This is a genomic window from Salmonella sp. SJTUF15570 (assembly GCF_043357055.1).
Classification (GTDB): domain Bacteria; phylum Pseudomonadota; class Gammaproteobacteria; order Enterobacterales; family Enterobacteriaceae; genus Salmonella; species Salmonella enterica.
Genome location: NZ_JBEUKJ010000005.1, coordinates 416370 through 433350, shown reverse-complemented (window position 1 = coordinate 433350; position 16981 = coordinate 416370). Strand labels below are relative to the sequence as shown.

Below are 16981 nucleotides of genomic sequence, written 5' to 3'. Positions count from 1 at the left end.
TTACCCTCTTGCCGCCAGTGCGGTGACTCTGTCATATGCGGTGCCGTTGCGCAGAACATCAAGCACGGTTTGCGCGTTGGCCTTGAGATCTTCCTGACCATGCAGACGCATCAGCATCGCCACGTTGGCGGCGACGGCGGCCTCATGCGCGGCATCGCCTTTACCTTGTAATAACCGCGTCAGAATGTCACGGTTTTCTTCCGGCGTGCCGCCAGCCAACTGATCCTGATGGTAAGGCGTCAGGCCAAAATCCTCCGCCGTCAGTTGATAGCTTTTAATTTCGCCGTCATGCAGCTCCGCGACAATCGTCGGCGCATGGAGCGAAACCTCATCCATGCCGCCGCTATGTACCACCGCCGCGCGCTGATAGCCCAGTACCCGTAAGGTTTCCGCAATCGGCAGCACCAGTTCCGGGCTATAGACGCCAATCAATGCCAGCGGCGGATGCGCCGGGTTGATCAGCGGGCCGAGTACGTTGAACAGGGTTCGCGTTTTTAACTGTTGGCGAACCGGCATCGCGTGACGGAATCCGGTGTGATATTTCGGCGCGAACAGGAAACAGACGCCCAGTTCATCTAACGCCTGACGTGATTTATCGGCGTTCATATCCAGATTAATACCGAACGCCGCCAGCAGATCGGATGACCCCGATTTGCTGGACACGCTACGGTTGCCGTGTTTCGCCACTTTCAGTCCACAGGCCGCCGCGACAAAGGCGCTGGCGGTAGAGATATTGATACTGTTACTGCCATCGCCGCCGGTACCAACGATATCCGCAAACAGATACTCCGGGCGCGGGAACGGGGCGGCATTTTCCAGCAACGCAGTGGCGGCGCCGGCAATTTCATTGGGATGCTCGCCGCGAATTTTCATGCTCACCAGCGCGGCGGCGAGCTGTTCAGGCTTAAGTTCGCCGCGAACGACCGCCGAAAACAACTGATGGCTCTCTTGTTGCGTCAGAGTTTGCGCCTGATAGAGTTTCTCCAGAATTGGCTGTAGGGTGTTGGTCGGTTCCAGCTTTTGCTGCGCCCAGGCTAATGTTTGCTCCAGCAGGCGCGCGCCCTGTGTCGTCAGGATGGACTCAGGATGAAATTGAAAACCGCAAACGCGATCCGCATCATGACGTACCGCCATCACCATGCCGTTGAAATGGGCGTTAATGGTTAGCCCGGCAGGAACATTACTGCCGACCAGCGAATGATAACGCGCGACCGGTAGCGGATTCGCCAGCCCGGCGAACATCGCCTGACCGTCATGCTCAATGCTGGAGGCTTTGCCATGCAGGATTTCTCCCGCCTGACCGACATAACCGCCGTAAGCTTCGACAATCGCCTGATGCCCCAGACAAATGCCGATGATCGGCAACTTGCCGCGTAGTCGGGTCAGCAGCTCCGGCATACAGCCTGCCTCGCTGGGAACGCCCGGACCGGGGGAGAGCATTAGCACCGGATTTTCCATTGTCGCCAGGCGATCGATAAGCGTCTGCGCCGGAATATGGTTACGGTAAATCACCACGTTATGACCGTTGGTCCGTAGCTGATCTGCCAGGTTCCAGGTAAACGAGTCAATGTTATCGAGCAGCAGAATATCAGCCATCAGAAGGTCTCCTGTGCATGATGCGCGGTGGCGATAGCACGCAATACGGCGCGCGCTTTATTACGGGTTTCATCGGCTTCAGACTGCGGAACCGAGTCCAGCACAATTCCGGCGCCCGCCTGTACGGTGGCGATACCGTTCTCCACCAGCGCGGAGCGGATAACAATACAGGTGTCCAGATCGCCGTGGGCGGTGAAGTAACCGACCGCGCCGCCATAGCTGCCACGGCGCTGTCCTTCCGCATCGGCAATCAACTGCATGGCGCGTACTTTTGGCGCGCCGCTCAGGGTGCCCATGTTCATGCAGGCGCGATAGGCGTGCAGCGCGTCGAGATCGTGACGCAGTTCGCCCACTACCCGGGAAACCAGATGCATCACGTACGAATAGCGGTCAACTTTTGTCAGATCGGCAACGTAGCGACTGCCCGGCGTACAGATGCGCGCCAGGTCATTGCGCGCCAGATCGACCAGCATCAGATGTTCGGAAAGCTCTTTATGGTCGGTACGCATATCCAGCTCAATACGGCTGTCGAGATCTCTGTCCAGCGTACCATCGGCACGGCGACCGCGTGGACGGGTACCCGCGATGGGGTAAATCTCAATCTGACGGCTGGCGGCGTCATATTTCAGCGAGCTTTCCGGCGACGCGCCGAAAAGCGTGAAATCATTATCCTGCATAAAGAACATATACGGGCTGGGGTTGCTCTTTTTCAGCACGTAGTAGGCAGCCAACGGCGACGGGCAGGGCAGTGAAAAGCGACGCGACGGCACCACCTGAAATATCTCGCCCGCGCGGATGGCTTTTTGCAACTGGCGTACCACCGCGCTGAACGCGTCATCGCTCTGATTGCATTCGCAGCGCATGTCCGGCACCGGCGTCACCGGCAACGGCGGCGCAGGCTGGGTTAACTGTTGGCTAAGGTACGCCAGGCGGGAGTTCAGACGCTGTTTTTCCCGGTCGCTGGCGGTGAACAGACTGGCCTGAATACGGGTGCTTTTTTTCTGATGATCTATCACCATCAGCGTTTCCGCTAAATAAAAGCAGTAGTCCGGGCAGTTATTGCCAGCCTCAAGGTGTGGCAGCGCTTCAAAGCCAGCGACCAGGTCGTAGGCAAACAGACCGCCGAAAAACATAGCCTCCCGCTCGTGCGTCGGTATGTTCACCACCCCCTGTAACAGGCGGAACGCATCAAATACCGATAGAGAGCATAAACGGGCGTCTTCATCTAATAATGGGCTGACGGGCGGAAAGCGTAGAACGCGACCGGCAGGCAGGACTTCGTTCTCCACGCCAGCGGGCAGGGCGGTATCCAGTAGCGGCAATAACGAGGCGCCATTACCAGATAACGCCTGAATAGTGACAGTGTCACCTAAAGCGGTAATGCGCAGCGCGCTATCTACCAGCAGCAGGCTTTTTAAATCATCTTTACTGTCGATATCCGCGGATTCCAGCAGCAGCGTTGCCGGGCGATCGCCGCAGACCTGGTGAAAAAGCGCCGTTGGGTTTTCCCGATAGGCGGCATCGCAGGTCAACAGTTCGAGCGTGGGTTTTGGTGTTTGCATGGTTATTCTCATTATTTTGTTCAAAAAAAAGCCCGCTTAACAGGCGGGCCGGGTATCGTTTGGCTGATTACAGCTGTTCATACACCGCCCGCTATCAGGAAGTGCGCCACCAACCGTGTAATGCAAATGTCGCTGCCATTTTAGATACCCTCTTCATGTGAACTTTCGTACTAGTTAACTAGTTCGATGGAATAATGTCAACACCTATTTCAGTATATTTGCCGGAACCGTTATGATGTACATGACATAACTTTATCTCTATGGGAGCCGCCTTGAGCGACACGAATTACGCAGTGATTTACGATCTGCACAGTCATACCACGGCGTCCGATGGACTGTTGACGCCAGAAACATTAGTACACCGTGCGGTAGAGATGCGAGTCGGCACGCTGGCGATTACCGATCATGACACCACAGCCGCGATTCCTGCGGCAAGAGAAGAAATTTCACGTTCCGGGCTGGCCCTGAATCTTATTCCCGGCGTGGAGATTTCAACGGTCTGGGAGAATCATGAGATTCACATTGTGGGTCTGAATATTGATATTGCGCATCCGGCAATGCGCGATTTTCTGGCGCAGCAGACACAGCGGCGTCAGGCGCGTGGTCGGCTCATTGCGGAGCGTCTGGAAAAAGCCCATATTCCCGGCGCGTGGGAAGGGGCATTGAGACTGGCCAATGGCGGCGCGGTGACGCGCGGCCACTTCGCCCGCTTTCTGGTGGAGTGCGGCAAAGCCGCGACCATGGCGGATGTTTTTAAAAAATATCTCGCGCGTGGGAAAACCGGTTACGTTCCGCCGCAGTGGTGTACAATAGAACAAGCTATTGATGTCATTCATCATTCTGGCGGTAAGGCGGTGTTGGCCCATCCGGGACGCTACGACCTTAGCGCTAAGTGGCTGAAAAGATTAGTGGCATATTTTGCCGACCATCACGGCGACGCGATGGAAGTGGCGCAGTGCCAACAATCGCCCAATGAACGCACCCAACTGGCGACGCTTGCGCGTCAGCATCATTTATGGGCATCGCTTGGATCTGATTTCCATCAGCCCTGCCCGTGGATTGAGTTGGGGCGTAAACTCTGGCTGCCCGCTGGCGTTGAAGGCGTATGGCAGACATGGGAACAGCCGCAAATATCACAGTGAGGGAAGTATGAGCCAGTTTTTTTATATCCATCCGGATAACCCACAGCAACGGCTGATTAATCAGGCCGTCGACATTGTGCGTAAAGGCGGTGTTATTGTTTATCCAACCGATTCCGGCTATGCCCTGGGTTGTAAAATTGAAGACAAAGGCGCAATGGAGCGCATTTGCCGCATCCGTCATCTGCCGGACGGCCACAACTTCACGCTGATGTGCCGCGATTTGTCCGAGTTGTCGACCTACTCCTACGTCGACAACGTGGCGTTTCGTCTGATGAAAAACAATACGCCGGGTAATTACACCTTTATCCTGAAGGGGACAAAAGAGGTGCCGCGCCGTCTGTTGCAGGAAAAGCGTAAAACTATCGGCCTGCGCGTACCGTCAAACCCGATTGCGCTGGCGTTATTGGATACGCTGGGCGAACCGATGCTCTCGACGTCGTTGATGCTGCCTGGCAGCGATTTTACCGAGTCGGACCCGGAGGAGATTAAAGATCGGCTGGAGAAGCAGGTGGATCTGATCATCCACGGTGGTTACCTCGGTCAACAGCCTACCACGGTAATCGATTTGACCAATGACTCCCCGGTGGTGCTGCGCGAAGGCGTCGGCGACGTTACACCTTTCTTATAAGGGCGTAAGCCTGTATACTACGCGGCCTTAAAATGGCGCGGCAACGCGCCGTTCATTCTCCTGTTCGACGCCTGTGAAGGCGACACCTGAAGGAAGCTCTATGAGCGAAAAGTTACAAAAAGTGCTGGCGCGCGCTGGCCACGGCTCTCGCCGTGAAATCGAATCCATTATTGAAGCGGGACGTGTCAGCGTTGACGGTAAAATCGCCACGCTTGGCGATCGTGTTGAAGTCACTCCCGGTTTGAAAATCCGTATCGACGGTCACCTGATTTCGGTGAAAGAGTCGGCGGAACAAATTTGCCGCGTTCTGGCCTATTACAAACCAGAAGGTGAACTGTGTACCCGCAATGACCCTGAAGGGCGGCCAACCGTTTTTGATCGCTTACCGAAACTGCGCGGCGCGCGGTGGATTGCGGTAGGACGTCTGGATGTCAACACCTGCGGGCTATTGTTGTTTACCACCGACGGTGAACTGGCGAACCGCCTGATGCATCCTAGTCGCGAAGTTGAACGTGAATATGCCGTGCGCGTGTTCGGTCAGGTGGATGAATCGAAACTGCGTGATTTAAGCCGTGGCGTACAGTTGGAAGATGGTCCGGCGGCATTTAAGACCATTAAATTCAGCGGCGGCGAAGGCATTAACCAGTGGTATAACGTGACGCTGACGGAAGGGCGCAACCGCGAAGTTCGCCGACTGTGGGAAGCGGTAGGCGTTCAGGTCAGCCGTTTGATCCGCGTTCGTTACGGCGATATCCCGCTGCCGAAAGGCCTGCCGCGCGGCGGCTGGACTGAGCTCGACCTCGCGCAAACGAACTATCTGCGTGGTCTGGTAGAGCTCCCGCCGGAAACCTCGTCGAAGGTTGCCGTCGAAAAAGACCGTCGTCGTATGAAAGCGAACCAGATCCGTCGGGCGGTAAAACGCCACAGCCAGATAGCTGGCGGACGCCGCTCCGGTGGGCGTAATAACAACGGGTAATCTCTACCGTGGTTTATAGGCCGAGAGTCATCAGACAAGAGGGTTTGTGCCGGATGGCGGCGCAAACGCCTTAATCCGGCCTACGGTTAATAATCAATTCCCATCTGGGCTTTTACGCCCGCGTCGAAAGCATGTTTAACCGGACGCAGTTCGCTGACGGTATCCGCAAGATCAAGAATATCCCGGTGACAGCCGCGACCTGTAATAATCACCGTCTGGTGACCAGGGCGCGCGTTTAGCGCGCTTATGACCTCTTCCAGCGGTAAATAGTCATACGCCACCATATAGGTCAGCTCATCCAGTACTACCATATCAAGCAGCGGATCGGCCAGCATCCGTTTCCCATGCTGCCAAACGGCCATACATGCTGCGGTGTCTGCCTCGCGATTTTGCGTCTCCCAGGTAAATCCTGTTGCCATCACCTGAAATTCGACGCCATGCGGTTCCAGCAGATTACGCTCGCCGTTGGGCCAGGTGCCCTTAATAAATTGCACCACGCCTACGCTTTTACCGTGTCCTACGGCGCGGGCGGCAGTTCCGAAAGCCGCCGTGGTTTTGCCCTTACCATTGCCAGTAAACACGATAATAATACCGCGCTCTTCCTGTGCCTGGGCGACACGGGCGTCAACCCGATCTTTTACCTTCTGCTGGCGCTGCTGATAACGTTCATCACTCATTGGGCGATTCCTGGTTTACGGCCCGGTTGGGCGTCAAAGGTCATACCGGTTTTACGGCGACTGTCGTCGCCCATAAGCCACAGGTAAAGCGGCATAATATCGGCAGGCGTTTTTAATTTCTGTGGATCTTCCGTCGGAAAGGCGCTGGCGCGCATACTGGTGCGCGTGCCGCCCGGGTTAATGCAGTTAACACGCAGAGAACGGTTCTGGTATTCGTCCGCCAGCACCTGCATCATTCCTTCAGTAGCAAATTTCGAGGTGGCATTGGCGCCCCAGTTGGCGCGTCCCTGACGGCCAACGCTTGATGACGTAAAGACCAGCGAGCCGGCATCGGACTTCAGTAATAACGGTAACAGCGCCTGGGTGAGCATAAAGGTGGCATTAACGTTTACCTGCATGACATCCTGCCAGATCTGCGGATCTTGTTCGCTCATTGGACCGATTTCCCCCAGTAACCCGGCATTGTGCAGGACGCCATCCAGGCGGGGATAGTGCGCGGCGATGCGGTCGGCCACTTGCCGGCACTCTTCAGCGGTGCAGGTCAGCAGATCGAGCGTAAACCACTGTGGTTGAACATGTTGCTCGTCAGCAATGTGCTGCGCGACCCGACGCAGTTTCTCTTCGTTGCGTCCCAGCAGAATCACCGTTGCGCCGTAACGCGCATACGTGAGCGCGGCTTCCCGCCCAATGCCATCGCTGGCGCCAGTGACCAGAATAATGCGGTTTTGCAATAGATCTTGTTTCGGTTGGTAATGCATGGCTACTCCTCAACGGCGTGGTGCACCGTCCTGCCAGGTTGTCTTATCTTCGCGTTAACTTTTCGGGTTTATGCCTGAAAGCGCCTTTTTTTTCAATCAGACAGGGGCGATAACGCCGTAAAATGAACGTCTTGTCATACTTTTTCTTCCTCAACAGGCATACGGATGAAGAGAGACTGACTTCGATGCCTGTTGTACACTGAGCGCAAGTCGCGTTATTTAATCAAGGTGGGAGTCGTGGAATTGTTGTCTGAATATGGCTTATTTTTGGCAAAAATCGTCACCGTTGTGGTGGCCATTGCCGTCATTGTGCTGCTGATCGTGAATGCTACGCAACGCAAACGTCAGCGCGGCGAGCTGCGCGTGACCAATTTGAGCGAGCAGTATCAGGAGATGAAGGATGACCTTGCTGCGGCGTTGATGGATGGCCATCAGCAAAAACTGTGGCATAAAGCGCAGAAAAAAAAGCATAAGCAGGAGGCGAAAGCCGCCAAAGCGAAAGCGAAGCTGGGGGACATTGCGACATCGGACAAACCGCGTGTATGGGTGATAGATTTCAAAGGCAGTATGGATGCTCACGAAGTTAATGCGTTACGCGAAGAGGTCACGGCGGTGCTGGCAGTGGCGAAACCCGGCGATCGGGCGGTTGTGCGTCTGGAAAGCCCCGGTGGCGTTGTGCATGGCTATGGCCTGGCGGCATCGCAATTGCAGCGCCTGCGCGATAAAAATATTCCGCTGACCGTGACGGTGGATAAAGTCGCGGCAAGCGGAGGCTACATGATGGCCTGCGTGGCGGAAAAAATTATCGCGGCGCCGTTCGCTATTGTGGGGTCAATTGGTGTTGTCGCGCAAATCCCGAACTTTAACCGCTTTCTCAAAAGTAAAGACATTGATATTGAACTGCATACCGCAGGGCAGTACAAACGTACCCTGACTTTGTTAGGCGAGAATACGGAAGAAGGGCGGCAGAAGTTTCGTGAAGATCTCAACGAAACGCACCATCTGTTCAAAGAGTTTGTGCAGCGGATGCGTCCGGCTCTGGACATTGAACAGGTCGCCACGGGCGAACACTGGTACGGTCAGCAGGCGCTGGAGAAGGGACTGGTTGATGAGATTAACACCAGCGATGAGGTTATCCTCGGCCTGATGGAAGGGCGCGAGGTGCTGAATGTGCGCTATATGCAGCGTAAAAAACTGATCGATCGTGTTACCGGCAGCGCGGCGGAAAGCGCGGATCGGCTGCTGCTGCGCTGGTGGCAGCGTGGACAAAAGCCGTTGATGTAAACCGCTATTGCCGGATGGCATTCAGCGCCATCCGGCATGGATTAATCAACCAGGTGATACTTCTCAGACAGCACATGCGCCAGGTGTTTAAACATGTTAAACACCGCGGTGCTTTTAGGGGTCGGTAACCCTTGCTCGTCTAAAAAGTAATCGCCGCTGAAAACCAGCACGCCATTTCTCTGCGTTACGCCGGTGGCGACAATACCTGCCATCGTGTCTTCATGTTCCCGAATAATTTTGTTGGCTTCAAGCAACAGTGTTTCGCGATCGATAGGTTGCGTCTCTTTATGCATTTTTTACTCCTTAAACAAGGAGATTAGTCTACGCTGAGCACTTCTGATGGGCAAATATTCTCACAGGAAATTGATGGATTTGTCATGTTGCGTTCACTGGCAAGATTTGTTTTTGCATGCTAATAAAGTTGCGTATCGAATTTTATCAGGTACAGTGTGACGCTTTCGTCAATCTGGCAACAGAATTGCTTGACATTCGACCAAAATTCCGTCGTGCTATAGCGCGTGTGTGCAAAAAAGCCTGTTAACTCAGTCACCTGAGGGTTACATTTCGTACACAAAGCCAGTACAAGGGGTTGATATCCGCAGACGCAGAGACCATATATCGTTGTCTCGTCGCCAGTGGAAGGTGAATCAACGTGCGACGCATTCCTGGAAGAATCAACTTAGGTAAAGGTGAATATGGGTAAAGCTCTTGTCATCGTTGAGTCCCCGGCAAAAGCCAAAACGATCAACAAGTATCTGGGTAATGACTACGTGGTGAAATCCAGCGTGGGTCATATCCGTGATTTGCCGACCAGTGGCTCAGCAGCTAAAAAGAGCGCCGACTCTACCTCCACCAAAACGGCTAAAAAGCCCAAAAAGGATGAACGTGGCGCTCTCGTCAACCGTATGGGGGTTGACCCGTGGCACAACTGGGATGCGCACTATGAAGTGCTGCCCGGTAAAGAGAAGGTCGTCTCTGAACTGAAACAGTTGGCGGAAAAAGCCGACCACATCTATCTCGCAACCGACCTTGACCGCGAAGGGGAAGCCATTGCATGGCACCTGCGGGAAGTGATCGGCGGCGATGACGCGCGCTACAGTCGCGTAGTCTTTAACGAAATAACCAAAAATGCCATTCGCCAGGCGTTTGAACAGCCGGGCGAGCTGAATATTAACAGGGTCAACGCCCAGCAAGCGCGCCGCTTTATGGACCGCGTGGTAGGCTATATGGTCTCGCCGCTGCTGTGGAAAAAGATCGCCCGTGGTTTGTCGGCAGGTCGCGTTCAGTCTGTCGCGGTCCGTCTGGTCGTTGAGCGCGAGCGCGAGATTAAAGCGTTTGTTCCGGAAGAGTTCTGGGAAATTGACGCTAATACGACGACGCCGTCTGGCGAGGCGCTACCGCTACAGGTGACGCATCAGAACGACAAGCCATTCCGGCCGGTAAATCGCGAGCAGACGCTTGCCGCCGTCAGCTTGCTGGAAAAAGCGCGCTATAGCGTACTGGAGCGTGAAGACAAACCGACCAGCAGCAAACCTGGCGCGCCGTTTATCACCTCCACGCTACAACAGGCGGCCAGCACCCGGCTGGGCTTTGGCGTGAAGAAAACCATGATGATGGCGCAGCGTCTGTATGAGGCGGGCTACATCACCTATATGCGTACCGACTCCACCAACCTGAGTCAGGATGCGGTCAACATGGTGCGCGGTTATATTGGCGATAATTTCGGCAAGAAATACCTGCCGGATAACCCGAACCAGTACGCCAGCAAAGAAAACTCTCAGGAAGCGCACGAAGCGATCCGTCCTTCCGACGTTGCTGTCATGGCGGAGTCGCTGAAAGACATGGAGGCTGACGCGCAGAAGTTGTATCAGCTAATTTGGCGTCAGTTTGTCGCCTGTCAGATGACGCCAGCACAATATGACTCTACTACGCTTACCGTTGGCGCAGGCGAATTCCGTCTGAAAGCGCGTGGGCGTATTTTGCGCTTTGACGGCTGGACAAAAGTGATGCCGGCGCTGCGTAAAGGCGATGAAGATCGTACATTGCCTGCCGTGAATAAGGGCGATGCGCTGACGCTACTTGAATTGACGCCTGCTCAGCACTTTACTAAACCGCCAGCCCGTTTCAGCGAGGCTTCTCTGGTTAAAGAACTTGAGAAGCGCGGTATTGGTCGTCCGTCTACCTATGCGTCGATTATCTCGACCATTCAGGATCGCGGCTATGTTCGCGTTGAAAACCGTCGCTTCTATGCGGAAAAAATGGGTGAAATCGTCACCGATCGGCTGGAAGAAAACTTCCGCGAATTGATGAACTACGATTTTACCGCGCAGATGGAAGATAGTCTGGATCAGGTTGCAAATCACCAGGCCGAGTGGAAAGCGGTACTGGATAACTTCTTCAGCGATTTTACTCAGCAGCTCGATAAAGCCGAGAAAGATCCGGAAGAAGGGGGGATGCGTCCTAACCAGATGGTGCTGACCAGCATCGACTGTCCAACCTGTGGCCGTAAAATGGGAATTCGTACTGCCAGTACGGGGGTTTTCCTTGGATGTTCAGGTTATGCGCTTTCGCCGAAAGAGCGTTGTAAAACGACCATTAACCTGGTGCCGGAAAATGAAGTTCTGAACGTGCTGGAAGGCGACGACGCCGAAACCAACGCCCTGCGCGCCAAGCGTCGCTGTCAGAAGTGCGGTACGGCGATGGACAGCTATCTGATCGATCCGAAGCGTAAATTGCATGTGTGTGGTAATAACCCGACCTGTGACGGCTACGAGATTGAAGAAGGCGAGTTCCGCATCAAAGGGTATGACGGCCCGATCGTTGAGTGTGAGAAATGTGGTTCCGAAATGCACCTGAAAATGGGGCGTTTTGGTAAGTACATGGCCTGTACTAACGACGAATGTAAAAATACCCGTAAGATCTTGTGTAACGGCGAAGTTGCGCCGCCGAAGGAAGATCCTGTTCCATTGCCGGAACTGCCGTGTGAAAAATCGGACGCGTATTTTGTGCTGCGCGATGGCGCCGCAGGGATATTCCTGGCGGCCAATACGTTCCCGAAATCACGTGAAACGCGCGCGCCATTAGTCGAGGAGCTTTACCGGTTCCGCGATCGCCTGCCGGAAAAGCTGCGGTATCTGGCGGATGCGCCGCAGCAGGATCCAGAAGGCAATAAAACCGTTGTTCGCTTTAGCCGCAAAACAAAACAGCAGTACGTTGCGGCGGAAAAAGACGGGAAGGCGACGGGATGGTCAGCGTTCTTCGTCGACGGCAAGTGGGTTGAAGGCAAGAAATAACCCCTGCCTGTCGTCACTATAGCCAAGCGGGCCGCGTAAGCGGCCCTTTTTTATATCCCCTTCATATTTCAAGTGGCTTATGTGTTGGCTACGGATTACTCGGCCCATCCATGGGCCTCGCCATGACGGGCCGTCGCACGCGACGTTCAAATCTGCTCCCGGCAGATTTGTCGCTCACCCCAGTCACCTGGTTATCTATGCTCCTGGGAACTCACTCCCTTGTCGCCTTTAAGCAACTCGAATTATTTTGAGTATAGCGGTCTTATTATTTTATCGCGCTGGCTATACAGTTCAGATATAAATGATATAGTGGTTATAGTTAACACCTTTTTTATTATTAAATCGTATTAACAGCCCAATGATGTCTGCAGATAAACGATGGCCTGATGGCGCTAATCTGGATGATGTATTATGAAATTGCAGCAGCTTCGTTACATTGTTGAAGTGGTTAATCATAACCTTAACGTCTCCTCTACCGCTGAGGGGTTGTATACTTCCCAGCCGGGGATCAGCAAGCAGGTTAGGATGCTGGAAGATGAGCTTGGCATCCAGATTTTCGCCCGCAGCGGTAAGCATCTGACTCAGGTGACGCCCGCAGGTCAGGAGATTATTCGTATTGCGCGTGAGGTGCTTTCCAAAGTCGATGCCATTAAGTCGGTCGCCGGCGAGCATACCTGGCCGGATAAAGGCTCGCTCTATATTGCCACTACCCATACTCAGGCGCGTTACGCCTTGCCAGGCGTGATTAAAGGCTTCATCGAGCGTTATCCGCGCGTTTCGCTGCATATGCACCAGGGGTCGCCAACGCAGATTGCGGAAGCGGTATCGAAAGGGAACGCCGATTTCGCGATTGCCACGGAAGCGCTGCATTTATATGACGATCTGGTGATGTTGCCATGCTATCACTGGAACCGTTCGATAGTGGTGACGCCGGATCATCCATTGGCGGCAATGTCTTCCGTAACGATTGAAGCGCTGGCGCAGTATCCGCTGGTGACGTATACCTTCGGCTTTACCGGGCGTTCCGAACTGGATACCGCTTTTAATCGCGCAGGATTAACGCCGCGGATCGTCTTTACTGCAACCGATGCGGATGTGATTAAAACCTATGTCAGGTTGGGGCTGGGCGTTGGCGTCATTGCCAGCATGGCGGTCGATCCGCTTGCCGATCCTGATTTAGTGCGGATTGACGCGCACGATATTTTTAGCCACAGCACCACAAAAATTGGTTTTCGTCGTAGTACTTTTTTACGCAGCTATATGTATGATTTTATCCAGCGTTTTGCGCCGCATCTGACGCGTGATGTGGTGGATACGGCGGTGGCGTTGCGTTCTAATGAAGAAATTGAAGCGATGTTTCAGGATATAAAGCTGCCTGAAAAGTAATATCACCGTCGGTTTGTGTCGTAGTGGCATGGCAGACAAAGCCGCCTTTTGCAATATCCCTCGAAGTATTACGGGTAATGATCAGCAAAATAGTGTTGAATTACCCGTCCCGCCAGTTTCTTTTTCCAAATAGTTATCTTGAGTCAAAAGATTGATTTATTCACTGGCAACGATTCGTAAATTGACTGGATTTTTGACTAAAGTTTATTTAGGATTTGTCTCATCTGATGATTAATTGTACCGATTGTTTGGTGCTGAAATGATAAGTGATACCGATAGCATGAGGTTAGTAATGCCTTCTGAAAACCAGGAACCGCGCCGCGACCCTGAGCTCAAACGTAAAGCATGGTTGGCGGTTTTTGTGGGTTCTGCGTTGTTCTGGGTAGTGGTAGCGCTTGTTATCTGGCATTGGTGGGGCTAAGTGAGCATTACGTCGGAACGCGAGCGCGTGGTCGCGCCCCCGATTCAATCTTGTGACGATGATAACACCCCGGATACGACCGTTTTTCGGTCTGTTCCGCAACACTGGACGCTCACACCGCAGCAGCGGGCATTTATTGATGCTTTTGCTGATGAGGTGTCACAAAAATAATATCCGTCTTTTTATTGGCGTTATTGTTTTATTAACGCTGTCTTATTACACCGCAGCAACCGTGTGCTGAGCGCTTCTCAGTATTGATTAAACACAGTTGGTGTCGCCTATGTTAACGTCAAATATAAAGTATTGGTCATGGACTGGCGCGTTTATATTATCGCTACTGTTCTGGGTCGAGTTAATCTGGATTGCCGTCTAATCTCGTCAAAGCCCGATAATGCGTTATTTATCGGGCTTTTTCATCTTCGTTCCTCGCCTGTTAGGTTTCTCCTCTTTTAGCAATTTGGGTTGTTATCAAAACGTTACATTTTGTTTGTGTTATCTTTAATACAACCCTGTGGAGAATCAGGGTAACGCAACCCTGTCATTTAAGGAGGAGCTATGTCGTCAACCCTACGAGAAGCCAGTAAGGATACATTGCAGGCCAAAGATAAAACGTATCATTACTACAGTCTGCCGCTGGCTGCCAAATCCCTGGGCGATATCGCCCGTTTGCCCAAATCACTTAAAGTGTTACTGGAAAACCTGTTGCGCTGGCAGGACGGCGAGTCTGTGACTGATGAAGATATTCAGGCGCTGGCCGGTTGGCTTAAAAATGCCCATGCCGATCGTGAAATTGCCTGGCGGCCCGCCCGTGTCCTGATGCAGGACTTTACCGGCGTGCCTGCCGTTGTCGACCTGGCAGCGATGCGTGAAGCCGTTAAACGCCTCGGCGGCGATACGTCGAAAGTGAACCCGTTATCGCCGGTTGATCTGGTTATTGACCACTCTGTGACGGTCGATCATTTCGGCGATGATGATGCGTTTGAAGAAAACGTGCGGCTGGAAATGGAACGTAACCATGAGCGTTATATGTTCCTGAAATGGGGAAAGCAGGCATTCAGCCGTTTCAGCGTGGTGCCGCCCGGCACCGGCATTTGCCATCAGGTTAACCTGGAATACCTGGGTAAAGCCGTCTGGAGCGAATTACAGGACGGGGAGTGGATTGCTTACCCGGACTCGCTGGTGGGGACTGACTCCCATACGACCATGATTAATGGTCTGGGCGTATTGGGGTGGGGTGTGGGTGGTATTGAAGCGGAAGCGGCGATGCTTGGTCAGCCCGTGTCGATGCTTATCCCGGATGTCGTCGGCTTTAAGTTAACCGGTAAGCTTCGGGAGGGGATCACCGCCACTGACCTGGTGCTCACCGTCACGCAAATGCTGCGTAAGCATGGCGTCGTGGGTAAATTTGTTGAATTTTATGGTGACGGTCTGGATTCGCTGCCGTTGGCGGATCGCGCGACTATCGCTAATATGTCGCCGGAATATGGCGCCACCTGTGGTTTCTTCCCCATTGACGCCATCACCCTGGAATATATGCGATTAAGCGGACGTAGCGACGATCTGGTCGAGCTGGTTGAAACCTACGCGAAGGCGCAGGGAATGTGGCGTAATCCCGGTGACGAACCGGTATTTACCAGTACGCTGGAACTGGATATGGGCGATGTCGAAGCCAGTCTGGCCGGGCCGAAACGCCCGCAGGATCGCGTGGCGTTAGGCGATGTGCCGAAAGCCTTTGCCGCCAGCGCCGAGCTGGAGCTGAATACCGCGCAAAAAGATCGCCAGCCGATTGACTATACGATGAACGGACAGCCATATCAGCTTCCGGATGGCGCTGTCGTCATTGCCGCCATCACCTCCTGCACGAATACCTCGAATCCCAGCGTGCTGATGGCGGCGGGATTACTGGCGAAAAAAGCAGTAACGCTGGGGTTGAAGCGTCAACCGTGGGTCAAGGCTTCTCTGGCTCCGGGGTCAAAAGTGGTATCTGACTATCTGGCGCAGGCCAAACTTACGCCTTATCTGGATGAACTCGGTTTTAACCTGGTCGGTTATGGCTGTACGACCTGTATCGGGAACTCCGGTCCGTTGCCGGAGCCTATTGAGACCGCGATTAAAAAAGGCGATCTGACGGTAGGGGCCGTGCTTTCCGGTAACCGAAATTTTGAAGGGCGTATCCATCCGCTGGTGAAAACGAACTGGCTGGCGTCGCCGCCGCTGGTGGTCGCGTATGCGCTGGCCGGAAACATGAATATTAACCTCGCGACAGACCCGCTGGGGTACGATCGTAAAGGCGATCCGGTATACCTGAAGGATATCTGGCCTTCGGCGCAGGAAATTGCCCGCGCCGTTGAACTGGTATCATCGGATATGTTCCGTAAAGAGTATGCGGAAGTGTTTGAGGGCACGGAAGAATGGAAATCGATTCAGGTTGAATCGTCCGATACCTACGGCTGGCAGTCGGATTCAACCTATATCCGCCTGTCGCCTTTCTTTGATGAAATGCAGGCCCAGCCTGCGCCAGTCAAAGATATCCACGGCGCGCGTATCCTGGCGATGCTGGGCGATTCGGTGACGACCGACCATATTTCCCCGGCCGGCAGTATCAAGCCGGACAGTCCCGCCGGACGCTATCTGCAAAACCACGGCGTTGAGCGGAAGGATTTTAACTCCTATGGATCACGGCGCGGCAACCATGAAGTGATGATGCGCGGTACGTTCGCCAATATTCGTATTCGCAACGAAATGCTGCCCGGCGTCGAAGGTGGGATGACGCGGCATTTACCGGGTACGGAAGCGATGTCGATTTATGATGCCGCGATGCTTTACCAGCAGGAAAAAACGCCGCTGGCGGTGATTGCCGGGAAAGAGTATGGGTCGGGATCGAGCCGTGACTGGGCGGCAAAAGGTCCGCGGCTGTTAGGTATTCGCGTGGTGATCGCCGAGTCGTTCGAACGTATCCATCGCTCAAACCTGATTGGGATGGGGATCCTGCCGCTGGAGTTTCCACAGGGCGTAACGCGTAAAACGCTGGGACTGACCGGGGAAGAGGTGATTGATATCGCGGATCTGCAAAATCTGCGCCCTGGCGCGACCATTCCGGTGACGTTAACGAGATCGGACGGCAGCAAAGAAACGGTGCCTTGCCGCTGTCGTATTGATACCGCCACCGAGCTGACTTACTACCAGAATGACGGCATATTGCACTATGTCATTAGAAATATGCTGAACTAAAGCCGTTTATCGGGCCTGCCGTAAACA

16 protein-coding genes and 1 other annotated feature are annotated in these 16981 nt (G+C 53.8%); of the genes, 10 read left to right on the top strand and 6 right to left on the bottom strand.

The window, feature by feature from the left end; all coding sequences use genetic code 11:
* From trpD to trpL, 3 genes are all read right to left on the bottom strand, one after another.
* Window positions 1-1596: a bifunctional anthranilate synthase glutamate amidotransferase component TrpG/anthranilate phosphoribosyltransferase TrpD gene (gene trpD / locus ABVN44_RS13110; RefSeq protein ID WP_039589657.1), complete on the bottom strand. Its 1596-nt coding sequence runs from the start codon at window positions 1594-1596 to the stop codon at window positions 1-3.
* Window positions 1596-3158 (bottom strand): anthranilate synthase component I, encoded by a 1563-nt coding sequence (trpE, locus tag ABVN44_RS13105; RefSeq protein WP_048348822.1) that lies wholly within the window; start codon window positions 3156-3158, stop codon window positions 1596-1598. Before trpE ends, trpD begins: the two co-directional genes overlap by 1 nt.
* Before the next feature lie 22 nt (window positions 3159-3180).
* Window positions 3181-3276, bottom strand: a sequence feature (Trp leader region).
* On the bottom strand, window positions 3253-3297 hold the full coding sequence (trpL, locus tag ABVN44_RS13100; protein WP_010989026.1) for a trp operon leader peptide: 45 nt from the start codon (window positions 3295-3297) through the stop codon (window positions 3253-3255). It overlaps the preceding feature by 24 nt.
* Before the next feature lie 121 nt (window positions 3298-3418).
* Here trpL and rnm point away from each other — a divergent pair, with 121 nt between their 5' ends.
* The 3 genes from rnm (at window position 3419) to rluB (ending at window position 5904) form a co-directional block, all read left to right on the top strand.
* Window positions 3419-4300: an RNase AM gene (gene rnm, locus ABVN44_RS13095; RefSeq protein ID WP_000500450.1), complete on the top strand. Its 882-nt coding sequence runs from the start codon at window positions 3419-3421 to the stop codon at window positions 4298-4300.
* Window positions 4301-4307: 7 nt separating this feature from the next.
* The gene (locus ABVN44_RS13090; protein WP_000077250.1) at window positions 4308-4928 is read left to right on the top strand and encodes an L-threonylcarbamoyladenylate synthase; all 621 of its coding nucleotides are present in this window, start codon (window positions 4308-4310) and stop codon (window positions 4926-4928) included.
* A 100-nt stretch (window positions 4929-5028) separates the two neighbouring features.
* Window positions 5029-5904, top strand: coding sequence for a 23S rRNA pseudouridine(2605) synthase RluB (gene rluB / locus ABVN44_RS13085; protein WP_001291233.1), 876 nt, complete (start codon window positions 5029-5031; stop codon window positions 5902-5904).
* A gap of 86 nt (window positions 5905-5990) precedes the next feature.
* Here rluB and cobO read toward each other — a convergent pair whose 3' ends face one another.
* Both cobO and ABVN44_RS13075 read right to left on the bottom strand, forming a co-directional pair.
* Complete coding sequence (gene cobO / locus ABVN44_RS13080; RefSeq protein WP_001278865.1) at window positions 5991-6581, bottom strand: cob(I)yrinic acid a,c-diamide adenosyltransferase; 591 nt, start codon at window positions 6579-6581, stop codon at window positions 5991-5993.
* Window positions 6578-7339, bottom strand: a complete 762-nt coding sequence (locus tag ABVN44_RS13075) for a YciK family oxidoreductase (RefSeq protein ID WP_052908365.1) — start codon at window positions 7337-7339, stop codon at window positions 6578-6580. Before ABVN44_RS13075 ends, cobO begins: the two co-directional genes overlap by 4 nt.
* Window positions 7340-7576: 237 nt before the next feature.
* Between ABVN44_RS13075 and sohB the strand changes: the two genes are divergently transcribed.
* A complete protein-coding gene (gene sohB / locus ABVN44_RS13070; RefSeq protein ID WP_000422082.1) occupies window positions 7577-8623 on the top strand; it encodes a protease SohB in 1047 nt (348 codons plus the stop codon).
* Between the two features lie 41 nt (window positions 8624-8664).
* Here the strand turns inward: sohB and ABVN44_RS13065 are convergent, their stop codons facing one another.
* The gene (locus tag ABVN44_RS13065; protein ID WP_000548616.1) at window positions 8665-8916 is read right to left on the bottom strand and encodes a YciN family protein; all 252 of its coding nucleotides are present in this window, start codon (window positions 8914-8916) and stop codon (window positions 8665-8667) included.
* Between the two features lie 402 nt (window positions 8917-9318).
* On the opposite strand from ABVN44_RS13065, the gene topA reads away from it, so the two are divergent.
* From topA to acnA, 6 genes are all read left to right on the top strand, one after another.
* Window positions 9319-11916, top strand: a complete 2598-nt coding sequence (gene topA, locus ABVN44_RS13060) for a type I DNA topoisomerase (RefSeq protein ID WP_198870399.1) — start codon at window positions 9319-9321, stop codon at window positions 11914-11916.
* 411 nt (window positions 11917-12327) lie between these two features.
* A complete protein-coding gene (gene cysB / locus ABVN44_RS13055) occupies window positions 12328-13302 on the top strand; it encodes an HTH-type transcriptional regulator CysB (protein ID WP_023232099.1) in 975 nt (324 codons plus the stop codon).
* 280 nt (window positions 13303-13582) lie between these two features.
* Complete coding sequence (locus ABVN44_RS13050) at window positions 13583-13723, top strand: YmiA family putative membrane protein (protein ID WP_213083417.1); 141 nt, start codon at window positions 13583-13585, stop codon at window positions 13721-13723.
* Complete coding sequence (locus ABVN44_RS13045) at window positions 13724-13894, top strand: hypothetical protein (protein WP_000029025.1); 171 nt, start codon at window positions 13724-13726, stop codon at window positions 13892-13894.
* A gap of 109 nt (window positions 13895-14003) precedes the next feature.
* The gene (gene ymiC, locus ABVN44_RS13040) at window positions 14004-14096 is read left to right on the top strand and encodes a small membrane protein YmiC (protein WP_223156441.1); all 93 of its coding nucleotides are present in this window, start codon (window positions 14004-14006) and stop codon (window positions 14094-14096) included.
* Window positions 14097-14278: 182 nt separating this feature from the next.
* The gene (gene acnA / locus ABVN44_RS13035) at window positions 14279-16954 is read left to right on the top strand and encodes an aconitate hydratase AcnA (protein WP_047607604.1); all 2676 of its coding nucleotides are present in this window, start codon (window positions 14279-14281) and stop codon (window positions 16952-16954) included.
* Window positions 16955-16981 lie beyond the last annotated feature (27 nt).

Excerpts from the sequence above, each read along its gene's own strand:
- ABVN44_RS13050 (WP_213083417.1), top strand. The coding sequence starts at position 13,583 with ATGAGGTTAGTAATGCCTTCTGAAAACCAGGAACCGCGCCGCGACCCT.
- cysB (WP_023232099.1), top strand. The coding sequence starts at position 12,328 with ATGAAATTGCAGCAGCTTCGTTACATTGTTGAAGTGGTTAATCATAAC.
- trpE (WP_048348822.1), bottom strand. The coding sequence starts at position 3,158 with ATGCAAACACCAAAACCCACGCTCGAACTGTTGACCTGCGATGCCGCC.
- rnm (WP_000500450.1), top strand. The coding sequence starts at position 3,419 with ATGGGAGCCGCCTTGAGCGACACGAATTACGCAGTGATTTACGATCTG.
- ABVN44_RS13065 (WP_000548616.1), bottom strand. The coding sequence starts at position 8,916 with ATGCATAAAGAGACGCAACCTATCGATCGCGAAACACTGTTGCTTGAA.
- cobO (WP_001278865.1), bottom strand. The coding sequence starts at position 6,581 with ATGAGTGATGAACGTTATCAGCAGCGCCAGCAGAAGGTAAAAGATCGG.
- ABVN44_RS13075 (WP_052908365.1), bottom strand. The coding sequence starts at position 7,339 with ATGCATTACCAACCGAAACAAGATCTATTGCAAAACCGCATTATTCTG.
- ymiC (WP_223156441.1), top strand. The coding sequence starts at position 14,004 with ATGTTAACGTCAAATATAAAGTATTGGTCATGGACTGGCGCGTTTATA.
- ABVN44_RS13090 (WP_000077250.1), top strand. The coding sequence starts at position 4,308 with ATGAGCCAGTTTTTTTATATCCATCCGGATAACCCACAGCAACGGCTG.
- rluB (WP_001291233.1), top strand. The coding sequence starts at position 5,029 with ATGAGCGAAAAGTTACAAAAAGTGCTGGCGCGCGCTGGCCACGGCTCT.
- acnA (WP_047607604.1), top strand. The coding sequence starts at position 14,279 with ATGTCGTCAACCCTACGAGAAGCCAGTAAGGATACATTGCAGGCCAAA.
- topA (WP_198870399.1), top strand. The coding sequence starts at position 9,319 with ATGGGTAAAGCTCTTGTCATCGTTGAGTCCCCGGCAAAAGCCAAAACG.
- trpD (WP_039589657.1), bottom strand. The coding sequence starts at position 1,596 with ATGGCTGATATTCTGCTGCTCGATAACATTGACTCGTTTACCTGGAAC.